General features: G+C 51.2%; 16 protein-coding genes. 6 read left to right on the forward strand and 10 right to left on the reverse strand.

The window, feature by feature from the left end; all coding sequences use genetic code 11:
* Positions 1 to 49 precede the first annotated feature (49 nt).
* From ybaK to copA, 3 genes are all read right to left on the reverse strand, one after another.
* A complete protein-coding gene (gene ybaK / locus FDX11_RS16765) occupies positions 50 to 529 on the reverse strand; it encodes a Cys-tRNA(Pro)/Cys-tRNA(Cys) deacylase YbaK (protein WP_042310028.1) in 480 nt (159 codons plus the stop codon).
* 201 nt (positions 530 to 730) lie between these two features.
* Positions 731 to 1,525 carry a TraB/GumN family protein gene (locus tag FDX11_RS16770; protein ID WP_042310027.1) on the reverse strand — a complete coding sequence of 265 codons (795 nt, stop codon included), beginning with the start codon at positions 1,523 to 1,525 and terminating at the stop codon, positions 731 to 733.
* Positions 1,526 to 1,625: 100 nt separating this feature from the next.
* Complete coding sequence (copA, locus tag FDX11_RS16775; protein ID WP_137398256.1) at positions 1,626 to 4,127, reverse strand: copper-exporting P-type ATPase CopA; 2,502 nt, start codon at positions 4,125 to 4,127, stop codon at positions 1,626 to 1,628.
* Positions 4,128 to 4,556: 429 nt separating this feature from the next.
* Between copA and argH the strand changes: the two genes are divergently transcribed.
* Together argH and FDX11_RS16785 are read left to right on the forward strand one after the other, a co-directional pair.
* Positions 4,557 to 5,933: an argininosuccinate lyase gene (gene argH, locus FDX11_RS16780; protein ID WP_137398257.1), complete on the forward strand. Its 1,377-nt coding sequence runs from the start codon at positions 4,557 to 4,559 to the stop codon at positions 5,931 to 5,933.
* Positions 5,934 to 5,997: 64 nt separating this feature from the next.
* Positions 5,998 to 7,314 carry an anaerobic C4-dicarboxylate transporter family protein gene (locus FDX11_RS16785; protein ID WP_061381577.1) on the forward strand — a complete coding sequence of 439 codons (1,317 nt, stop codon included), beginning with the start codon at positions 5,998 to 6,000 and terminating at the stop codon, positions 7,312 to 7,314.
* A gap of 100 nt (positions 7,315 to 7,414) precedes the next feature.
* Here FDX11_RS16785 and FDX11_RS16790 read toward each other — a convergent pair whose 3' ends face one another.
* Positions 7,415 to 8,728 carry an anaerobic C4-dicarboxylate transporter family protein gene (locus FDX11_RS16790; protein ID WP_042310021.1) on the reverse strand — a complete coding sequence of 438 codons (1,314 nt, stop codon included), beginning with the start codon at positions 8,726 to 8,728 and terminating at the stop codon, positions 7,415 to 7,417.
* A gap of 144 nt (positions 8,729 to 8,872) precedes the next feature.
* On the opposite strand from FDX11_RS16790, the gene FDX11_RS16795 reads away from it, so the two are divergent.
* Both FDX11_RS16795 and cueR read left to right on the forward strand, forming a co-directional pair.
* Complete coding sequence (locus FDX11_RS16795; RefSeq protein WP_061381578.1) at positions 8,873 to 9,529, forward strand: FadR/GntR family transcriptional regulator; 657 nt, start codon at positions 8,873 to 8,875, stop codon at positions 9,527 to 9,529.
* A 171-nt stretch (positions 9,530 to 9,700) separates the two neighbouring features.
* On the forward strand, positions 9,701 to 10,111 hold the full coding sequence (gene cueR, locus FDX11_RS16800; RefSeq protein ID WP_137398258.1) for a Cu(I)-responsive transcriptional regulator: 411 nt from the start codon (positions 9,701 to 9,703) through the stop codon (positions 10,109 to 10,111).
* Here the strand turns inward: cueR and FDX11_RS16805 are convergent.
* Genes FDX11_RS16805 through FDX11_RS16820 form a run of 4 tightly spaced genes read right to left on the reverse strand, consistent with a single transcriptional unit; the run spans position 10,108 to position 14,331 of the window.
* A complete protein-coding gene (locus FDX11_RS16805; RefSeq protein WP_137398259.1) occupies positions 10,108 to 10,824 on the reverse strand; it encodes a DUF3142 domain-containing protein in 717 nt (238 codons plus the stop codon). The genes cueR and FDX11_RS16805 overlap by 4 nt on opposite strands.
* Positions 10,794 to 12,938: a hypothetical protein gene (locus FDX11_RS16810; RefSeq protein WP_137398260.1), complete on the reverse strand. Its 2,145-nt coding sequence runs from the start codon at positions 12,936 to 12,938 to the stop codon at positions 10,794 to 10,796. Before FDX11_RS16810 ends, FDX11_RS16805 begins: the two co-directional genes overlap by 31 nt.
* Positions 12,939 to 12,958: 20 nt before the next feature.
* Positions 12,959 to 13,417 carry an NfeD family protein gene (locus tag FDX11_RS16815; RefSeq protein WP_042310014.1) on the reverse strand — a complete coding sequence of 153 codons (459 nt, stop codon included), beginning with the start codon at positions 13,415 to 13,417 and terminating at the stop codon, positions 12,959 to 12,961.
* Positions 13,414 to 14,331, reverse strand: coding sequence for an SPFH domain-containing protein (locus FDX11_RS16820; protein ID WP_003831073.1), 918 nt, complete (start codon positions 14,329 to 14,331; stop codon positions 13,414 to 13,416). Before FDX11_RS16820 ends, FDX11_RS16815 begins: the two co-directional genes overlap by 4 nt.
* Positions 14,332 to 14,734: 403 nt before the next feature.
* Between FDX11_RS16820 and fetA the strand changes: the two genes are divergently transcribed.
* Together fetA and fetB are read left to right on the forward strand one after the other, a co-directional pair.
* Entirely contained in the window at positions 14,735 to 15,412 is a 678-nt protein-coding gene (fetA, locus tag FDX11_RS16825) for an iron ABC transporter ATP-binding protein FetA (protein WP_137398261.1), read from the forward strand.
* Positions 15,399 to 16,178 (forward strand): iron export ABC transporter permease subunit FetB, encoded by a 780-nt coding sequence (gene fetB, locus FDX11_RS16830; protein ID WP_137398262.1) that lies wholly within the window; start codon positions 15,399 to 15,401, stop codon positions 16,176 to 16,178. Before fetA ends, fetB begins: the two co-directional genes overlap by 14 nt.
* 78 nt (positions 16,179 to 16,256) lie before the next feature.
* On the opposite strand, the gene FDX11_RS16835 is transcribed toward fetB, so the two are convergent.
* Both FDX11_RS16835 and FDX11_RS16840 read right to left on the reverse strand, forming a co-directional pair.
* A complete protein-coding gene (locus FDX11_RS16835) occupies positions 16,257 to 17,111 on the reverse strand; it encodes a co-chaperone YbbN (RefSeq protein WP_042310010.1) in 855 nt (284 codons plus the stop codon).
* Between the two features lie 58 nt (positions 17,112 to 17,169).
* Positions 17,170 to 17,940 carry an SDR family oxidoreductase gene (locus tag FDX11_RS16840; RefSeq protein WP_137398263.1) on the reverse strand — a complete coding sequence of 257 codons (771 nt, stop codon included), beginning with the start codon at positions 17,938 to 17,940 and terminating at the stop codon, positions 17,170 to 17,172.
* Positions 17,941 to 17,949 lie beyond the last annotated feature (9 nt).

Consider the following 17,949-nt stretch of genomic DNA (forward strand, 5'->3'; position numbering starts at 1 on the left):
GTTGTAGGCCTTAAAGCTGCGCGCCATCAGGCATTCATTCTACAACCGCTTAATCACGGCGTGCGATGTCGGCGAATTTCGCATCCAGAATTTTCGCCAGATCGCCCGCTGCCAGTTCGATATCCAGCCCGCGTTTGCCACCGGATACATAAATGGTGTCAAACGTCTGGGCGGGGGCGTCAATTAGCGTCGGCAATCTTTTTTTCTGTCCCAGCGGGCTGATACCGCCCACCAGATACCCCGTAGTTCGCTGTGCAACCAGCGGATCGGCCATATCGACCTTTTTGGCCCCTAACGCTTTGGCGACTTTTTTAAGATCCAATTGACCCGCCACCGGCGTGACGGCAACGGCCAGCTGCTTCATATCGCCATTCACGGCAACCAGCAGCGTTTTATAAACCTGGTCCGCATTCAGACCTAACTTGCGCACCACTTCATCACCAAAGTTTGTTTCGGACGGATCGTGATCGTAGGTGTGGATCTGGAAAGAAATTTTGTTTTTTTCGAGTAATTTAACGGCGGGTGTCATAGCAATTTTTCCTGGCCCAGACAAAATACGACACAAGCATACGCCTGATGGCGGTCTAAAAAATAGTACCATCTTGCGCAATAGTATTGGCAGGATGATGACTTTGAGCGACAATCGACCTACACCGATGCTTTAAGCATCGGGATTATAATAATGATGAAATTCCTCTTTGACGGGCCAATAGAAATATTGGCCATTTTTTTACCGTAACATCTCCGGCAAATTACCTTCTCCGTACAGATGCAGTGCGCCTACGGCCACCACATAATGGCCAGCTGGCATCGCCCTGAGTCGATCGCGCCAGGCTACATTGCGCTGATGCATCAAGACGTCATATAACGACTGGCTGAAAGTATTAGGAAGCGTCAATTCGCTATCGCGCGGCGGCGTTTTAAGCCACCAGCCCATCATTTGCTGTAGCAACCTGGCGTTGGTATGCCAGTGCGTCAGGGTATCATCCAGAAGAGCCTGACCATTATCGGGTAACTGACATAGCAGCTCGATTTGACTGGATGAACCTTCCAGCTCGATCACCGGTTTGTGTGCTTGTTTTGCCGCTTTCAGCAGTTGGTAATCAATCCCGTATTCCGCCCGCAACCCCAGCTGTTGTGCCTGTGTCGCCTGTAATACCATGGCTATTTGCCACAAAGGTTGTGTTGATAACAGGGAAGGGGAAATGCCCAATTCGTTGGTGACTTTACGCAGATTATCTAATTGCTCTTCACTGATGCGTTCTTCCAGGGCGGCAAAGGTCGGAAGATTAGCAAATGGCGCGTCATCGCCGGAAACATCGGCTTCGACAATCAGCGCATCAGCACGGTTGAGCTTTTTGAGTAATTTGGCAGGCAGAGGCGCCATATCGCGGCTACCCATGTGAATACTGCCAATCAGATGAAAATGGCGGTTGCCGGGTAAAGAGATATCAATGGCGGGCCAGGTATAGTGGTTGCCGCGCAGTGCAGACCATAATGTTTTTACCCGGTACAACAAATCCATACGACCTCCCTAAGTGGACTTCCATGCTAGCGCGTGGTCCGGGAAGGTGCAATGCGTGAATTGCCGGATAGCGCGGTTGATAGCGCCATCCGGCAAAGGCTTACTCTTTCGGTTTGAAGCGTAGCAGACGGTTAGCGTTGCTTACCACGGTAATGGAGGAGAGCGCCATCGCCGCGCCGGCAACCACCGGGTTGAGCAGCGTTCCGGTGAACGGCCACAGGATCCCGGCAGCAACGGGGATACCGATGCTGTTATAGATAAACGCGCCGAGCAGGTTCTGCTTCATATTGCGCAGCGTTGCCCGTGAGATAGACAGCGCATCCGCAACGCCCATCAGGCTATGACGCATCAGCGTAATCGCGGCGGTTTCAATCGCCACATCGCTGCCGCCACCCATGGCAATCCCTACATCGGCCTGCGCCAGCGCAGGCGCATCGTTGATACCGTCACCAACCATGGCAACCTGACGTCCCTGGCTTTGCAGACGCTTAATCGCCTCGGCTTTACCGTCCGGGAGAACGCCCGCAATCACCTCATCAATACCTGCTTCTTTAGCAATGGCGTTAGCCGTGGTCGGGTTATCACCGGTGAGCATTACCAGACGATACCCGGCGCGGTGCAGGCGCTGCAGGGCCGCCACGCTGTCACTACGCAATGGATCGCGCACTGCTAACAGGGCCGCGGCTTTACCGTCAATCGCCAGCAGGACTGGAGTTGTCCCTTGAGAGGCTTGAGCGGTAATCTCAGCTTCCATTTGAGCGGTATCTACCTGCTGTTCATTGAGCAGCGCCTGGTTTCCCAGCAACAGCGTATGGCCTTCCGTTTCACCACTGACGCCCAAACCGCGCAGCGTACGGAACCCGTTGACCTGCGGCAGCGTGACATCACCGGCTTTGTCCAGAATCGCCCTGGCCAGCGGGTGGCTGGAACCCTGTTCAAGGGCCGCAGCCAGACGAATCGCCAGCGCTTCATCGGTATTGCCAAACGTTTTGATGGCGACAACCTGTGGCTTACCTTCAGTCAGCGTCCCGGTTTTATCAAACACAATGGTATCGAGCGTACTGGCGCGCTGCAGCGCATCGGCATCGCGTACCAGTACCCCGAACTCAGCGGCGCGACCAACACCGGAAATAATCGACATCGGCGTCGCCAGGCCCAGTGCACAAGGGCAAGCAATAATCAGAACAGTGGTGGCAATCACCAGCGTATAGACAATTTGTGGCGCCGGTCCGAAGAAATACCAGATAGCTGCGCTAACCAGCGCAATAACGACCACCACCGGAACGAATACCGAGGAGATGCGGTCAGCCAGTTTGCCAATCTCCGGTTTACTGCTTTGCGCCTGGCGCACCATGCGAATAATGCGCGACAGCGTGGTATGGCTGCCTACGGCGCTGGCGCGGAACAGCACGCTGCCGTCCTGTACGACCGTACCGGCGTGGACACTATCGCCTTCGCCTTTTTGTTGCGGAATCGGCTCCCCGGTTAGCATGGCTTCATCCAGCCAGGCTTCGCCCTGAGTGATTTCGCCATCGACCGGAACGCGGTCGCCGGTGGTCAGGCGCAGCAACATTCCTGCCTGAACATCTGCCAGCGGCACATTTTTTTCACCTTCATCGGTGACGACGCGTGCGGTTGGTGGCGTCAGATCGAGCAGTTTTTCCAGCGCTTTGGACGAGCGTTGGCGAGCCCGCGCTTCCAGCATATGTCCGAGGTTAATCAAACCGATAATCATCGCGCTGGCTTCATAATAAAGGTGTCGTGCTTCCATTGGGAACCATTGCGGCCAGAGGTTGACGCTCATGGAATAGAGCCATGCCACCCCCGTACCCAGCGCCACCAGCGTATCCATGGTCGCGGTGCCATTCATCAGGCTTTTCCACGCATTGCGGTAAAAGTGACCGCCCGCGAAAACCATCACGGCAAGCGTTGCCAGACCAATCGCCAGCCACAGGCTACGGTTGTCGTCACTCACCATCATGTTATCGCCAATCATTCCCCACACCATGACCGGTATACCCAGCAGCAGCGCGACGGCTGCCTGCCAGCGAAAACGTTTCATGGTCGCGACGGCGGTTTCCTGCTGGCGCTCGCGGCGCTTCGCATCATCTTCTATGGCTTCAGCACCGTAGCCCGCTTTTTCTACCGCCTGCACTAAATCTGCGGCGGACGCACTGCCCATTACCAGCGCAGTGCGTTCCGCCAGGTTTACCCGTGCCTGAGTGACGCCCGGTACGCTTTGCAGGGCATTTTGTACGCGGGTTACACAGCTGGCGCAGCTCATGCCGTTTAACAGCAACTGTTGGCTGTCATCATCAGCCGTAGCTGCCGGAAGCTCGGAAGGGACCGCTGCCAGTGCTTCCGACGGGATTGATGACTCCGTCAGCGGTTTAGCCTTTGGGTGGCTTAACTCCGCGCCGTAACCGGCTTGTTTGATGGTTTCAATCAGTGCTTCAGCACTGGCGCTCCCGGTGATGTGCGCTTCAGTCACTGTGACATCCGCTTGTTCAACGTCCGGGCGTTGTTCCAGACTCTCTTTAACGCGTTTTACGCAGTGACCACAGGACAGGCCGTCCAGGGTTAGATCGATTGTTTGAGACATAACCAACTCCTTTATTGCAGGATTTACTGACTGTGATAAAGGGTAAACCTTCCATCTGGGGGAAGGTCAAGCCCGGAATCCGCATTTGTATATGGGATCTCAAGCCATTCACCGTGCTGATGAATGTTTCTTGATTTTTATCAAATAATTGTCGCTGTTTTCTTCTGGTTAGCTGACTGTATTTTGACACCTCTAAATATGCTGAATGTATTTCTCTTCAGATGGCCTTTTAAATGTGATGAAGGTCTCTTTATTTAGCTTAAAGTATTAGTAAGCATAATGATTTAATAAATGTAATTAATTTTTGTATAAGTCGATTTAATGGCTTCATTTGTTGACAATTAAAGGCGCGATTTTGTACTCTGAAACTGAACTCAAACCGATTATCTGGCAATTTGACTATTCTGTAACAATTAAGCTGGAGGCTTTATGTCTACAAAGTTATGGGGCGGGCGTTTTGATATGCCAACAAATAAATTAGTTGAATCCTATAATGCAACTATTATGTTGGAGCAACGGTTATGCCCTTTTGATATTAAGGGAAGTATTGCACATGCCACCATGTTGGGGCTTCAGGGGATTATTACGCAAGATGAAGCAAATGCCATTATTGGCGGATTAACACAGGTAAATAAAGAAATTGAAGCAGGTCAATTCATTTTCGATACTGTCGATGAAGATATTCATATGGCTATTGAAAGAAGAATGACTGAAATCATTGGCCCTGTCGGGGGGAAACTACATACCGGTCGCAGCCGTAATGATCAGACCACCGTAGATTCTAAAATGCATATGCGAGCCACTATTCGCGAAATTCAACAGGACATTGTTAATCTACAAGAAATTATAGTAAATCAAGCAGAAAATAATATTGATGCGATAATGCCGGGCTACACGCATTTACAAACCGGTCAGCCCATTCTTTTATCGCACTGGATTATGGCTTATTATTGGATGTTACGTCGTGACTGGACCCGATTTGAAGACCTGTATCACCGTATGGGAGAGTGTCCTTTAGGCGCGGCAGCTCTCGCAGGAACAACTTTTCCTATTGACCGTGACTTCACTGCCCGTGAGCTTGGTTTTGATAAGCCGACTGAAAACAGTATTGATTCTGTCAGCGATCGTGATCATATGGTTGAATTCACCGCAGCTGCAGCGATGTGCTTTATGCACCTAACTCGTCTTTCAGAGGAACTGGTTTTATTCTCCAGCCAGGATTTTAAATTTATTGAGCTTTCTGATGATTTTTGTACGGGCTCCAGCATTATGCCGCAAAAGAAAAACCCCGATGTAGCTGAAAAAATGCGCGGAAAGGGGGGGCGTATGTACGGAAATCTAATGGCCATGCTGACTATCATGAAAGGAATACCGCTCGCTTATAATACGGATATGAGCGAGGATAAAGAGCAGGTCTATGATTCAATGGATACGTTACAGGCCAGTCTGAAAATTATGGCCCCGATGCTCGATAAAATGGTCATTCTTGCAGAGAATACCCGTGGCGCGGCGGCCAGAGGGTTCTCGAATGCGACTGATATGGCAGATTACCTTGTGCGTAAAGGTATTCCTTTCAGAGAGGCGCACCATGTAGTAGGTAGTGCGGTTAATTACTGTATTAAGCATAAAAAAATGTTAGAAGAACTTTCTATGGATGAGTTCCGCTCATTTGATAATAAAATTGAAAATGACATCTATGAGAATATTTCTTTGGAGGCATGTATTAAAGCCAGAATGTCCTATGGTGGAACCGGACCGGATGCTGTTAGAAAACAGATTGATATAGCCAGAAAATATTTAAAATAATTCTGAATATAATAATCAATATCTCCCGGATGCAATGTCCGGGAGCTTCTTTAAGGTGAAAAAAATGGACGTTTTATTCTTTATACAATTATTTATTGTACTCGCCTGTATTGGAATTGGCGGAAGGTATGGCGGAATGGGACTTGGTGCTGGTGGGGGATTAGGGGTCGCAATACTCGTTTTGGGTTTTGGGCTCAAACCCTCCTCACCATCCATTACGGCAATGTTAATTATTATTTGTGTTATTGGCGCTGTTAGTATATTGCAGGCTGCCGGTGGGTTAGATTATCTGGTCAGAGTAGCTGAAAAGTTACTTCGTAAAAAACCGCAGGCGATTACGTTTTTTGCGCCAATATTAACGTCGGTATTTACGTTATTCTGCGGAACCACTTATGTTGCGTTTTCCCTGTATCCTGTTATCGCAGAGGTTGCCGCTGAAGCCAAAGTGCGTCCCGAACGAGCATTATCCGCAACGGTCATCGCGGCCAGCGTCGCGGTTGCTGCCAGCCCAATGAGCGCGGCAACCGCCGGGATGCTGGCTATCCTGCATGAATATGCTGGGATCACACTGGGACAAATATTATCCATCGCCCTCCCTTCATTTTTTATGGCGGCAATCGTCACCAGCTTTTCAGTCTACAAGCGTGGGAAAGAGCTGGAAGACGATCCTGAATTTCAGCGGCGTGTTGCAGCTGGTGAGTATGAGTTCATGCATTCCGAGCAGAAAAAGGAATATGTTGCGTCACCTGGCGCCAAAAAAGGTGTGGCCATCTTTGCAATCGGGGTTGTGCTGGTACTCATTTTGGGATCTTTTACAGAACTACTTCCTTCCTGGGATGGAAAGCGACTTTCAACCCCAATGGTTATTCAGATGATCATGCTAACCGCTGCATTATTCATCATGATTGTCGGCAGGGTTCCCAGCAGTACTCTGAATAGTGGGTCGGTATTTCGTGCCGGTTTGATGGGGGTCGTGGCAATACTCGGTGTGTCCTGGATGACAGCAACTTTTTTTGATGCTTACCAGTCAGAACTGATCAACGTTTTTGGCGGTCTCGTGAATGGGGCACCAATGCTGTTTGGTATTGTGGTATTCCTGTTCTCCCTGGTCATCATGAGTCCGGCTGCGACGGTAGCGGCAATCATGCCCTTAGGCGTCACGCTGGGTATTCCCGCTCCGTATCTCATCGCTATATTTGCCTGTACCTGCGGTGATTTTATTATCCCTGGGGCGAATCAGATTGGTTGCGTGGCGTTTGACAGAACGGGTACAACCAAAATTGGACGTTTTGTGGTTAACCATAGCTATATTCGTCCTGGTTTCGTCATGGTTATCTCACAGGTAATTTTTGCCTACTTGATTGCGCAGGTTGTTCTTTAGTTGCAGGTGAAGAGAGATACAGTGATTGTGCTTTGACCTAAATGAGCGGCATCCCCTCTGTTTTATGCAGCAGGGGATGTCACAGGATAATATTTCGGCACTATATGATTTTGGCAAAGAGGAAGCAGAAAAGGGTCGACGCCACAACGGTGACCAGACCTGGTAACATATAACTGTGATTTACCACATACTTACCAATACGGGTTGTTCCGGTCCTGTCAAACGCCACGCATCCAATCTGTGCCCCACCTGGAATAATAAACGATCCACACGTGACCGGAAGTAATGCTATCAGCGTTTCAGCCGGGTATCCCATTAATACGCCAGCAGGTAATAACGCCACCGCAGTTGCTGCAGGGCTATAAATCACGGCGGAAAGACCAAACACAATTATGCCGAATAGCACGGGGTTGTGAAAACCATGAAAAGCCGTATTAAATAGTTCGTGCCAGGCTTCAAAGAAAGAGTTCATCATCCATGACAGACCAAATATGGCAACGACACCGACCAGGCCCGCTTTAAAAACGGAACCTGAATCAAGTTTCGAAGGAGAAATTCGACATACCATCATAATAATACACGCCGTTGTTAGCATGATTATTTGCAGCGCGGTTGGGATGCTCATGCGCTCTATGCCGGAACCAGTGTTCCATACTGGTCGTAATTGAGGAATAGATCCCATAACAACAACCAAAATGATGCCGGTAAGAAAAATCAGCAATCCTCTCTTCGCTTCTTTGGTCACGATGTTTGCTGTACGATCTTCAGCTTTTACTGACTCAAATTCACCTTCAGCAACCCGGCGTTGAAATTCTGGATCATTTTCAAGCTCATGGCCTCTTTTAAAGACAAAAAGACAGCCAACCAGGCAGCCAAGAAACGTTCCGGGAACGGTCACTAATAAAATATCTAAAGCAGAAATATGTAACCCGGCAAGGACGGCAATTGTTCCTGTTACGACGGCACTCACCGGGCTGGCAATGAGCCCAAAATTGGCGGCAATAACTGACATCGACATTGCTCGTTCCGGCCGTACTCTGGCATCTGCTGCTATTTCTGCAATCACCGGGTAAACGGAAAAGGCAACATATCCTGTTCCGCATATAGCTGTAAAAAGATAAGCGACTGCTGGCCCCAGAAAAGTGATTGCCCCAGGCCACTTTCTCAGAATTCTTTCAGCCATCGTAACGAAGAGATCCAGACCACCTGCCGCCTGAAGGATAGTGATACAAGTGATAACTGCAAGAATAATAGAAATGACCGTAATAGGGGGAGAGTCAGGAGGGAGGCCAAATCCAAAGGTCAGAATAGCGAGCCCTAATCCGCCAGCGGCGCCTAAGCCAATTCCCCCAAAGCGCCCCCCTATACCAATACATGTAAGAACTATCGCAAACTGAATTACGAATAACACCATAATTAATTCCTTTTTGTTAACAAATATTTTAATATTATTCTAATAATGATGGGTTATAATTTTATCACGATGGTATATAAAGTAACCTAATTTATTATATTATTTATACTTATGAATGCAGTCATACTGTAATCAGAGAACGTTATGGATAAAAAAAACGAACTGTTTGAAAGTATTAAAGATTATCTACTTGATGATGCTAACCGTAAAGCCGACGGACGTATTGAAACAGAAACTGAACTCGCGGCTCGTTTTAATACATCTCGCTATAAAGTCCGTCAGGCGCTCAGCACTCTGGTACAGATGGGGATGCTTGAACGCGCCCCTCGCCGAGGCAGCGTGTTGAAAAATGTGGGACAAAGCAGCATTAACAACCAACTGCTGATGCAGTTCGATCTGTCTGGTTTTGACATTACGGAATTTACAGAGGCCAGGATCCTGATTGAATGTGCGATCATTCCCCTGGCAACCCGGCGAATCTTTCCGGCCATGCTCTCGAAACTCGAAAATGAACTGAGGCTTATAGAAGAAAACGCAGACAATCCGCAAGAAGCCGATCAACACGATCGGGATTTTCATCTGCTCCTGCTGCAGGCAAGCGGCAACCGTGTTCTGCAGGTTTTCTCTGATGTGTTAATTACTTATTTTGAGAAAACAAGAGAGTCGTTACCGGCAAATGATCGCCAATATTTCCTGGATACCGCGACAAAACAAAGGGAAATCCTGTCATACATTAGAAAAGGTGATGCTCAAATGGCTTCAGAACTGATGCGCACCCATCTGCTCGAGAAGAAAATATAAGATATTGATGTTGCTAAAACCGGGGAGCGGGTTTGAGCATTTCTTTATTTATCGCCCCGTTCTCCAGTGGCTTTACTGCTGCGTGGTGGGTCTGGATCGTTTCGGATCTATAAGAGAGAAGGATGTGCGTTATAATGAGATTCGGCTCTTCAATGATCTGATGGGGGAAATGTGAATATTAGCGATGTAGCGAAAAAAACCGGTTTAACCAGCAAAGCGATACGCTTTTATGAAGAAAAAGGGCTAGTGACGCCGCCGCTGCGTAGCGAAAATGGCTATCGTACATACAACCAACAGCATCTGAATGAACTGACGCTGCTGCGCCAGGCGCGGCAGGTTGGTTTTAATCTGGAAGAGTGCGGTGAGCTGGTAAATCTGTTTAACGATCCGGCGCGTCACAGCGCGGACGTAAAAAAACGCACATTAGAGAAAGTCGCGGACATTGAGCGGCATATCAGCGAGCTGCAGGCCATGCGGTTGCATTTGCTGGCGCTGGCGGAGAGTTGCCCCGGCGATGACAGCGCCGAATGCCCGATCATGGATAATTTTTCTGGCTGCTGTCATCACAAAGCGAAGGCTTAACGGCGAGGGGGATTAAGCATAAACACCACCGTGCCGCGGTACCACGGGGATTTCTCCAGCTGCGCTTCTGCCTGCAGATCCCGGCTGCCGTTTTGCACCAGTCCCAGCTTAAATGGAATACGCAGGCGGCTGAGTGCGGGCAGATACGCCTGGTAATTCGTCACCGTGCGCCGCCCCTGATAGCTCTGCACTACCAGTTCATCAACCGCCAGCGCGTTCAGTGTGGCGACATCGCCTGTTTTTGCCCAATCCAGTAGTCCGGTCACGCCAAGCGCAAACTCGGCCGGTAGCTGTTGGCGTAGCTGCTGTAGAAAACGGGCGTAATCGGTTAGCTGGTGGGTCGCCGCGTCAAAATCAACCTGCAGGCCGACGACGTGGTTGCCAGCGTTCTGCCAGCGTTGCATCAGCCGTATGATACGGGCAGGAATCACCTCCGGTACGTCGAGCGTGGTAAAGCGTACGGTCAGCCAGATTGAGGGAAAAGTCAGTCGACTGACCGGCAGTCCCAAGCGCTGGAAAACCACGTTACCCGACCGAACCAGTACCTCGCCCTGATGCAGATAGACCGTTTGCGCGTTTTTCAGCTCGTCACTGGCCTTCACTCCGGACCACAGCCAGAAGGCCGGATGGTCACGCGCGGCGACGATATCCGCCGCCTGTGCCTGGCCCACCAGTAGCGCGGTTACCAGTAATATTTGAGTTTTTGCGCCCACGGACTTCCCGGATACTGCGTTTTCAGTTGGGTGAACCAGCCCTTACGCTGCAGTTTATCCACGTCATCACCGCCGCATTCGTTAGAGCCTGAAGGCGCATAGCACATGATGGCGCGGTACAGCGCGAAGCTCTTATCTTCGACTTCGGCGGTGGGCGAGGTGATTACCTGCTGATAGTAGCTTTGTCTGTCGAACTGGCCAAACGGCTCCTTACGAGAAATGGCTGCTTCAAGCACGTCGTTGCCAGCGCTGTTTTTCCACAGATCAACATGCGTTTGCGTGGTACGGAAAAATTCGCCTAAACAGTTCAGCGCGTGGGCATCATCCGCTTTTTTACTCAATACCGTTACCGTTTCATTGAGGCTGCGGCAGGTATACCCGGCCTGAGCCGTATCGCCGTTCCAGTCAAAAGTGCTCAGGTTCACGTCATTAAACGCCTCGCCAATGACCGGCGGTGCGATTTCGCTGACAAGCTTTTTATCTTTCAACCAGTCGCCAAAACGATTCTCGGTAAGATCCCGTACCAGCAGCGTATGCAGGGCGATGGTACGTTCTTCGTTATTCGGTCCATGGATGGCCTGCTGACGCAGTTGTTCAAGTGTGGCCTGTGTTTTCAGCACCTGCGAACGAAAACGCAGGTTAGTCACCGCGCTATCCGGAGCGAAAACCGCAGCCACGTCACCGCTATAAACCAGTGTGGCGGCGAGCTTAGCCTGCACATACTGCCGCTGTTCGTTGTCCTGGCTGAGTTTCAGCAACTGCTGCCAGAAATCGCGTGCCGCGGTCCAATTCTTCTGGCCCATCAGGGCTTCGCCGTACAGCACCTGTTCGCTGAAGGCCAGCGTATCGCGCGGTGCCAGTTTTTGCGCTGGCGCGACCGCCTGGATAATCGCCGCATAGTTGCCCGTCGCCAGCCACAGATTCAGTTGCAGATCGCGCCACAGTGGCAGTTTTTGGCTCTGATCAAACACCGGCTTGCTGGCGTCGAGTTGCGTCTGGGTCAGCGTGGGTTTGTTATTGCTATCCAGACGTAACGCGCGTAGCAGTTCGATGTAGCTGACTCGCGGCGCATCGGGGAAGGCTTCCAGCACGGATTGATCGTAGAACGCCATGCCGTAGACATTATCGTATTCGATGACGGTTTCACGCAGCTGCTGTGCGTCAGCCGACTGCTGGAGCGTCTGCTCATACAATCCGGCCAACTGCGGCCATGCCTGTAAATACCAGTTAATTCGGCGCAACATGCCGCGCGTGGAGTCGGCGTATTGCCCCTGCGGAAAGCGTTGCAGATAGGCTTGCGCCAGAATCTGAGCCTGAGAGGCGTCCCCGCGGTTAATTTTAGCGATATCAAAATCGCCATATTCGCCCACGCTGTTCTGACTGCTCTTGTTCAGCGCCGTACGCATCAGCATGTATTGCGCGGTCTCCGCCAGCCACGGGCGATCGCTTTTAGCGAGCTGAGTGAAATCCCGTTCGGCGCTGGCATAATCACCCGCATAGAAGCTGGCGGCTGCTACGAGGTAACTTTTGTAGTGTTGAGCTGGCGAATCCGTCGGGAGAGTGGCGAGAGATGACTCAATCTGTTCACGGGTCGCGTCAGAGAACAGCCCCATACGCGCTTGCGCTAAGGCCTGGCGTTGCTCTGCTGTTAACGCGGTATCGGCCAGCAGTGCGGCAAAAAACTGGCTGACGCTGGCGGTATTATTCGAAACATGACGGTTCTCATGCTCGGCGTCGTTGACGTTGGCTTCATCCGCATTAATGTTCAGCTCGGCCATCTGTCGGGAGAGGGGGCTATCTTCAGCGGATGCCGGGGCAGAGGCTGGCTGCGGGGCTGTTTCATCCCACTGCGGGTGATACGCAAAATAGAAATCGCGGGAGCGGGTGATATCTTCAGGCATCGACTGCACGGGCAGATCAAATGCTTTTTCCTGGCTCAGCAGTCGCAGCAGGTTGTCGCGGCTGTCGTTTGCCGGGTTAAAGGTCGGCGTACCTTTCAGCAGGCAGCTGTCGTCGCTCCATTTGCAGTCTTCCATATCGAAGGAGGCGAAAGCCTGAGGCGCGCCAGCCAGCAAAGAATAAAGGGCAACGGCGAGAGACGTCTTCCTGATCATAGTCTGAATTCCTGTCTATTTTAGTGTGGTACCGCTTTGATAATCAGGGTAATTCCCTCAACGGCAATGACTTCAACCTGCGTTCCCGCGCTCAAATCGTCGCGGGCGCTGACGGGCCACGAACTGTCGCCGACGCGCATATGTCCGCGACCATTGACCAGGGCGCTTTCCAGAATAAATCGACGGCCAACCAACTGCTGACCGCGCTGGTTAAGATGGCTGTCGGCTGGTTTCTGCTCTTTCACGCGTTTTGCCAGCCACTTCCACCACAGCCAGGCCGCCAGTAGCGTGAGTACAGCGAACATCGCTCCCTGCCACGCCCAGTCGAGCGGGAGGAGCCAAACCACCAGTCCGGTTATCACCGCTGCCACGCCGCTCCATAGCAAATAACCGTTACCGCCCAGCATCTCGGCGGCGAGCAACAGACCGCCGAGGCTGAGCCAGAAGATGTGCGGATGGACCAGAATCATCGCTATCATGATTTTTTCCGCTCGCTGGCGCTGTCCTTAACCAGTTCGGCGATCCCGGCAATGGAACCCATCAGGCTGCTGGCATCCAGCGGCATCATCACTACTTTGCTGTTATTCGACGAACCGATATGCTGCAAGGCTTCGGTGTATTTCTGCGCCACGAAGTAGTTCACGGCCTGGATATCTCCGGCGGCAATGGCTTCAGAAACCATCTGCGTTGCGCGGGCTTCTGCTTCTGCGGAACGTTCACGCGCTTCAGCCTGTAAAAACGCGGACTGACGTTCACCTTCCGCTATCAGGATTTTCGACTGCTTCTCACCCTCGGCCTTGACGATTTCCGCCTGGCGGATGCCTTCGGCTTCCAGAATGTAGGCGCGCTTGGTACGTTCGGCTTTCATTTGCGCGTTCATGGCGTCAATCAGTTCCGCCGGTGGACGCACGTCACGAATCTCAATACGGGTGATTTTGATGCCCCAGGGATTGGTGGCCTCATCAACAATATGCAGCAGGCGCGTGTTGATGTTGTCACGCTGGGAGAGCATTTCATCAAGCTCCATTGAGCCGAGAACGGTACGAATGTTGGTCATGGTCAGGTTGATGATTGCCAGTTCGAGGTTACTGACTTCATATGCCGCTTTCGGCGCGTCGATCACCTGAATAAAGCACACAGCATCAATCGAGACGTTGGCGTTATCTTTGGAGATGACTTCCTGAGAAGGGATATCAAGCACTTGTTCCATCATGTTGATCTTACGACCAATACGGTCCATGAACGGTACAACAAGGCTTAAACCCGGCTGCAGGGTTTTGGTGTAACGGCCAAAACGCTCTACCGTCCACTGGTATCCCTGTGGGACGATTTTGACGCCTGCGCCGACGATGACCAGCGCGACAAAAATAAGAATAGGAATAAAAATGAGCATTGATGAAACCTCCTGTTGTGCTGTCCTTTACTGCCTCATTAGTCAAATTATACCCGATTAATCAAGGTGGCTCCCCTATAATAAATTACAGGAATATACCCTTCATACTTCAAGCTGCATGTGCGTTATCTACGTTACTCGGCCCATCCTTGGGCCTCGCCCCTGCGGGGCCGCTGTAAGCAGCGTTCAAATCTGCTCCCGGCAGATTTGTCGTTCACTCCAGTCACATAGCTAGCTATGCTCCTGGAGATTAATGAGGGACATCCATGTCCCTCACCGAAGGCCAGCCTTTGGCTGTTCAAATTCGTTCCTGACGAATTTGTCACTCACTTGCCGCCTTCATGCAACTCGAATTATTTTGGGTATAGACTGTCTGCACGAAAGAGGTAAAAAAGGATCGATAATGGAAGAAAGCAGCATTTTGCTTCAGTTGAAAAATGTCGCCTGGCAGGCGGGGGCGACGCAGGTTCTCAATAACATCTGTTTTAATCTCGATGCCGGAGAATTTAAGCTGATTACCGGCCAGTCCGGCTGCGGTAAAAGTACGTTACTGAAAATTGTGGCGTCGTTAATTAGTCCGAGTTCAGGTGAAATCCTTTTTGAGGGTAAGGAGATATTAACGCTTAAGCCTGAAGCTTATCGCCAGCAGGTCTCTTATTGCGCGCAAACGCCCGCTTTGTTCGGTGACACCGTCTACGACAACCTCATTTTTCCCTGGCAAATCCGCGATAAACGCCCGGAACCGGATGTGTTTCTGGAAGACCTGGCCCGTTTTGAGTTGCCCGAAAGTATTCTCAAAAAAGGGATCAATGAACTGTCCGGCGGCGAAAAGCAGCGCGTCTCGTTAATTCGTAATTTACAGTTTCTGCCAAAAATCCTGCTGCTTGATGAAATCACCAGCGCACTGGATGAGTCCAACAAACGTAACGTGAATGAATTAATTCACCACTATGTTCGCGACAAGAATATTGCCGTGCTGTGGGTGACGCACGATAAAGATGAGATTAATCACGCGGATAATGTCATCACTCTTCAACCGCACGCCGGAGAAATGCAGGAAGTCAGCAATGAACGAGCATAATATTACCAATGAATCACTGGCGTTAGCGATGATGCTGGTGGTGGTCGCCATACTGATCAGTAACAAAGAAAAACTGGCGCTGGAAAAAGATATTCTCTTGAGCGTTTGCCGGGCGGTGGTTCAGCTTATTATCGTCGGCTATGTACTGAAATATATTTTCGGCGTCAATCACAGCATTCTGACCTTATTGATGGTGCTGTTTATCTGTTTTAACGCCGCCTATAACGCGCAGAAACGCAGTAAATATATTGATAACGCTTTTCTCTCGTCGTTTATTGCCATTACGCTTGGGGCGGGGTTGACGCTGTCGGTCCTGGTGTTGTCCGGCTCTATTGAGTTCACGCCGATGCAGGTGATCCCGATTTCCGGGATGATTGCAGGTAATGCGATGGTGGCGGTGGGGTTGTGTTACAACAATCTGGGGCAGCGGTTTAACAGTGAACAGCAGCAAATCCAGGAAAAGCTCAGCCTCGGCGCGACGCCGAAGGTTGCCTCCGCGCCGCTGATTCGCGACAGCATTCGCGCCTCGCTGATCCCGACGATCGATTCAGCGAAGACTGTGGGGTTGGTGAGTTTACCGGGGATGATGTCCGGATTGATCTTTGCAGGTATTGATCCGGTAAAAGCGATTAAGTATCAGATTATGGTGACGTTTATGCTGCTTTCGACCGCCAGCCTGTCAACCATTATTGCCTGCTACCTGACCTATCGGAAGTTCTATAATTCACGCCACCAATTAGTCGTAACGCATTTGAAGAAGACGTGATGTGATGCCGGAGGGAGCGGTATTTGTTGAATTTCCAGGCCCGATAAGCGCAAGCACCATCGGGCCAAATCAAACGGATTAGTACAGCAGCGCGTACAGCTGGCGGCGGTATTTCGAAGCCAGCGCATCGCCGGTTCCCAGTGCGGCAAGGATCTCCTGGAAGGTCTTACGCGCCTGACCGTCGGCAGCCGTAAGATCTTTCTTCAGGTGGCTGAACAGCAATTCCAGCGATTCTTCGTTACGTCCGACCTGATGGAGTTGGATGGCTAATTGCGTGGCCAGCGCGGCATCCTGCGGGTTGCTGGCAACCTGTTGCTGCAACTGTTGGATTTCCGGCGTATCCGCCGCCTGCTTCAGCAGTTCAATCTGTGCGACCAGCCCCTGATAACGGGTATCCTGATCCTGCAATGGAATTGTTTTCAGCACAGCTTCGGCATCGTCAGAACGATTGAGGGCGATTTGCGTTTCCGCCAGCAGCAGGCCGATTTCGCTGCTCTGGTTGGAGAGTTGCCAGGCTTCTTTCAGCAGCGGCAGCGCATCCGCGTGATTACCGGCTTCGATAAACTCGATAGCCTGGCGTGCTTTCAGCTCTTCTTCGCTCGGCAGCACTTTCTCCAGCAGCGCACGAATAACCTCTTCCGGCTGCGGACCCTGGAAACCATCTACCGGCTGACCGTTCTGGAACAGATAAACCGTAGGGATCGCGCGCAGACCAAACTGGGAGGCGATCATCTGTTCGGCGTCGCAGTCGAGCTTGGCGAGAATAAACTGACCATTATACTGGGCGGCAAGGCTCTCCAGCACCGGCGTTAATTGCAGACAATGCTGGCTGCGCTCAGACCAAAAATAGAACAGGACCGGCGTGGTCATCGACTGTTCAAGGGTCTGCTGCAGGTTTGATTCATTAATATTAACAATATTCTGTGTGGACATGGAGTTACTCTCTTTTGTCGATTTCTTGTTACATGGGGGCTGACGCGCGAGCTTCAACTCAACCCTGTAAAATTTTGTCCATTATGCGGCCTGGCAGCAGGCGTTTAAGCAGCATAACTGCCCAGGTCACCAGCGTAACCGGATAACGTAGCTTCGGTTTGTCGCTCTCAAATGCGTGACGCACTTTGGCGACAACCGCTTGTGGTTCCAGCGTAAATCGCGCGGCAATGCCGGGGTTTTCGACGGGGGCATCGCTCTGCGTCTGGTTAACGTTTTCGGTAAAGCGGGTGCGGATGGGGCCAGGTTCAATCAGGCTGACCTTAATCCCACTGTGACGCAGCTCCATACGCAGCGCGTCGGACCAGGCTTCCAGCGCATATTTACTGGCGGCATAGGCACCACGTCCCGGCGTTGAGATCAATCCCATTACCGAGGAGGTCATCACGATGCGCCCTTCGCCGTGAGGTTGCATGGCGGGCAACAGGCGCATGGTAAGCTGATGCGCGCCAAAGAAGTTGGCGGAAAACTGCTGCTCCATCTGCTCACGGCTAATCGTGGGCAGTGGGCCGTAGACGCCGTATCCGGCGTTGTTAAAGATCCCATATAAACGATTATCGGTCAGGGCGATCACCTCATCGGCGGCGCGATCCACGCTTTCGGGTGAATCCAGATCCAGCAATACGCCAGTGAATCCCATGCTGCTCATACGCGCGACATCGTCAGGTTTGCGGCAGCCAGCCAGAATTTGAAAACCCTGGCGCTTTAGCTCAAGCGCGCTTTCCAGGCCGATTCCGCTGGAACATCCTGTTATTAAGACCGATTTTTGCATAACTTTACC

The organism is Citrobacter sp. wls714, assembly GCF_005281025.1.
GTDB classification, from domain to species: domain Bacteria; phylum Pseudomonadota; class Gammaproteobacteria; order Enterobacterales; family Enterobacteriaceae; genus Citrobacter; species Citrobacter werkmanii.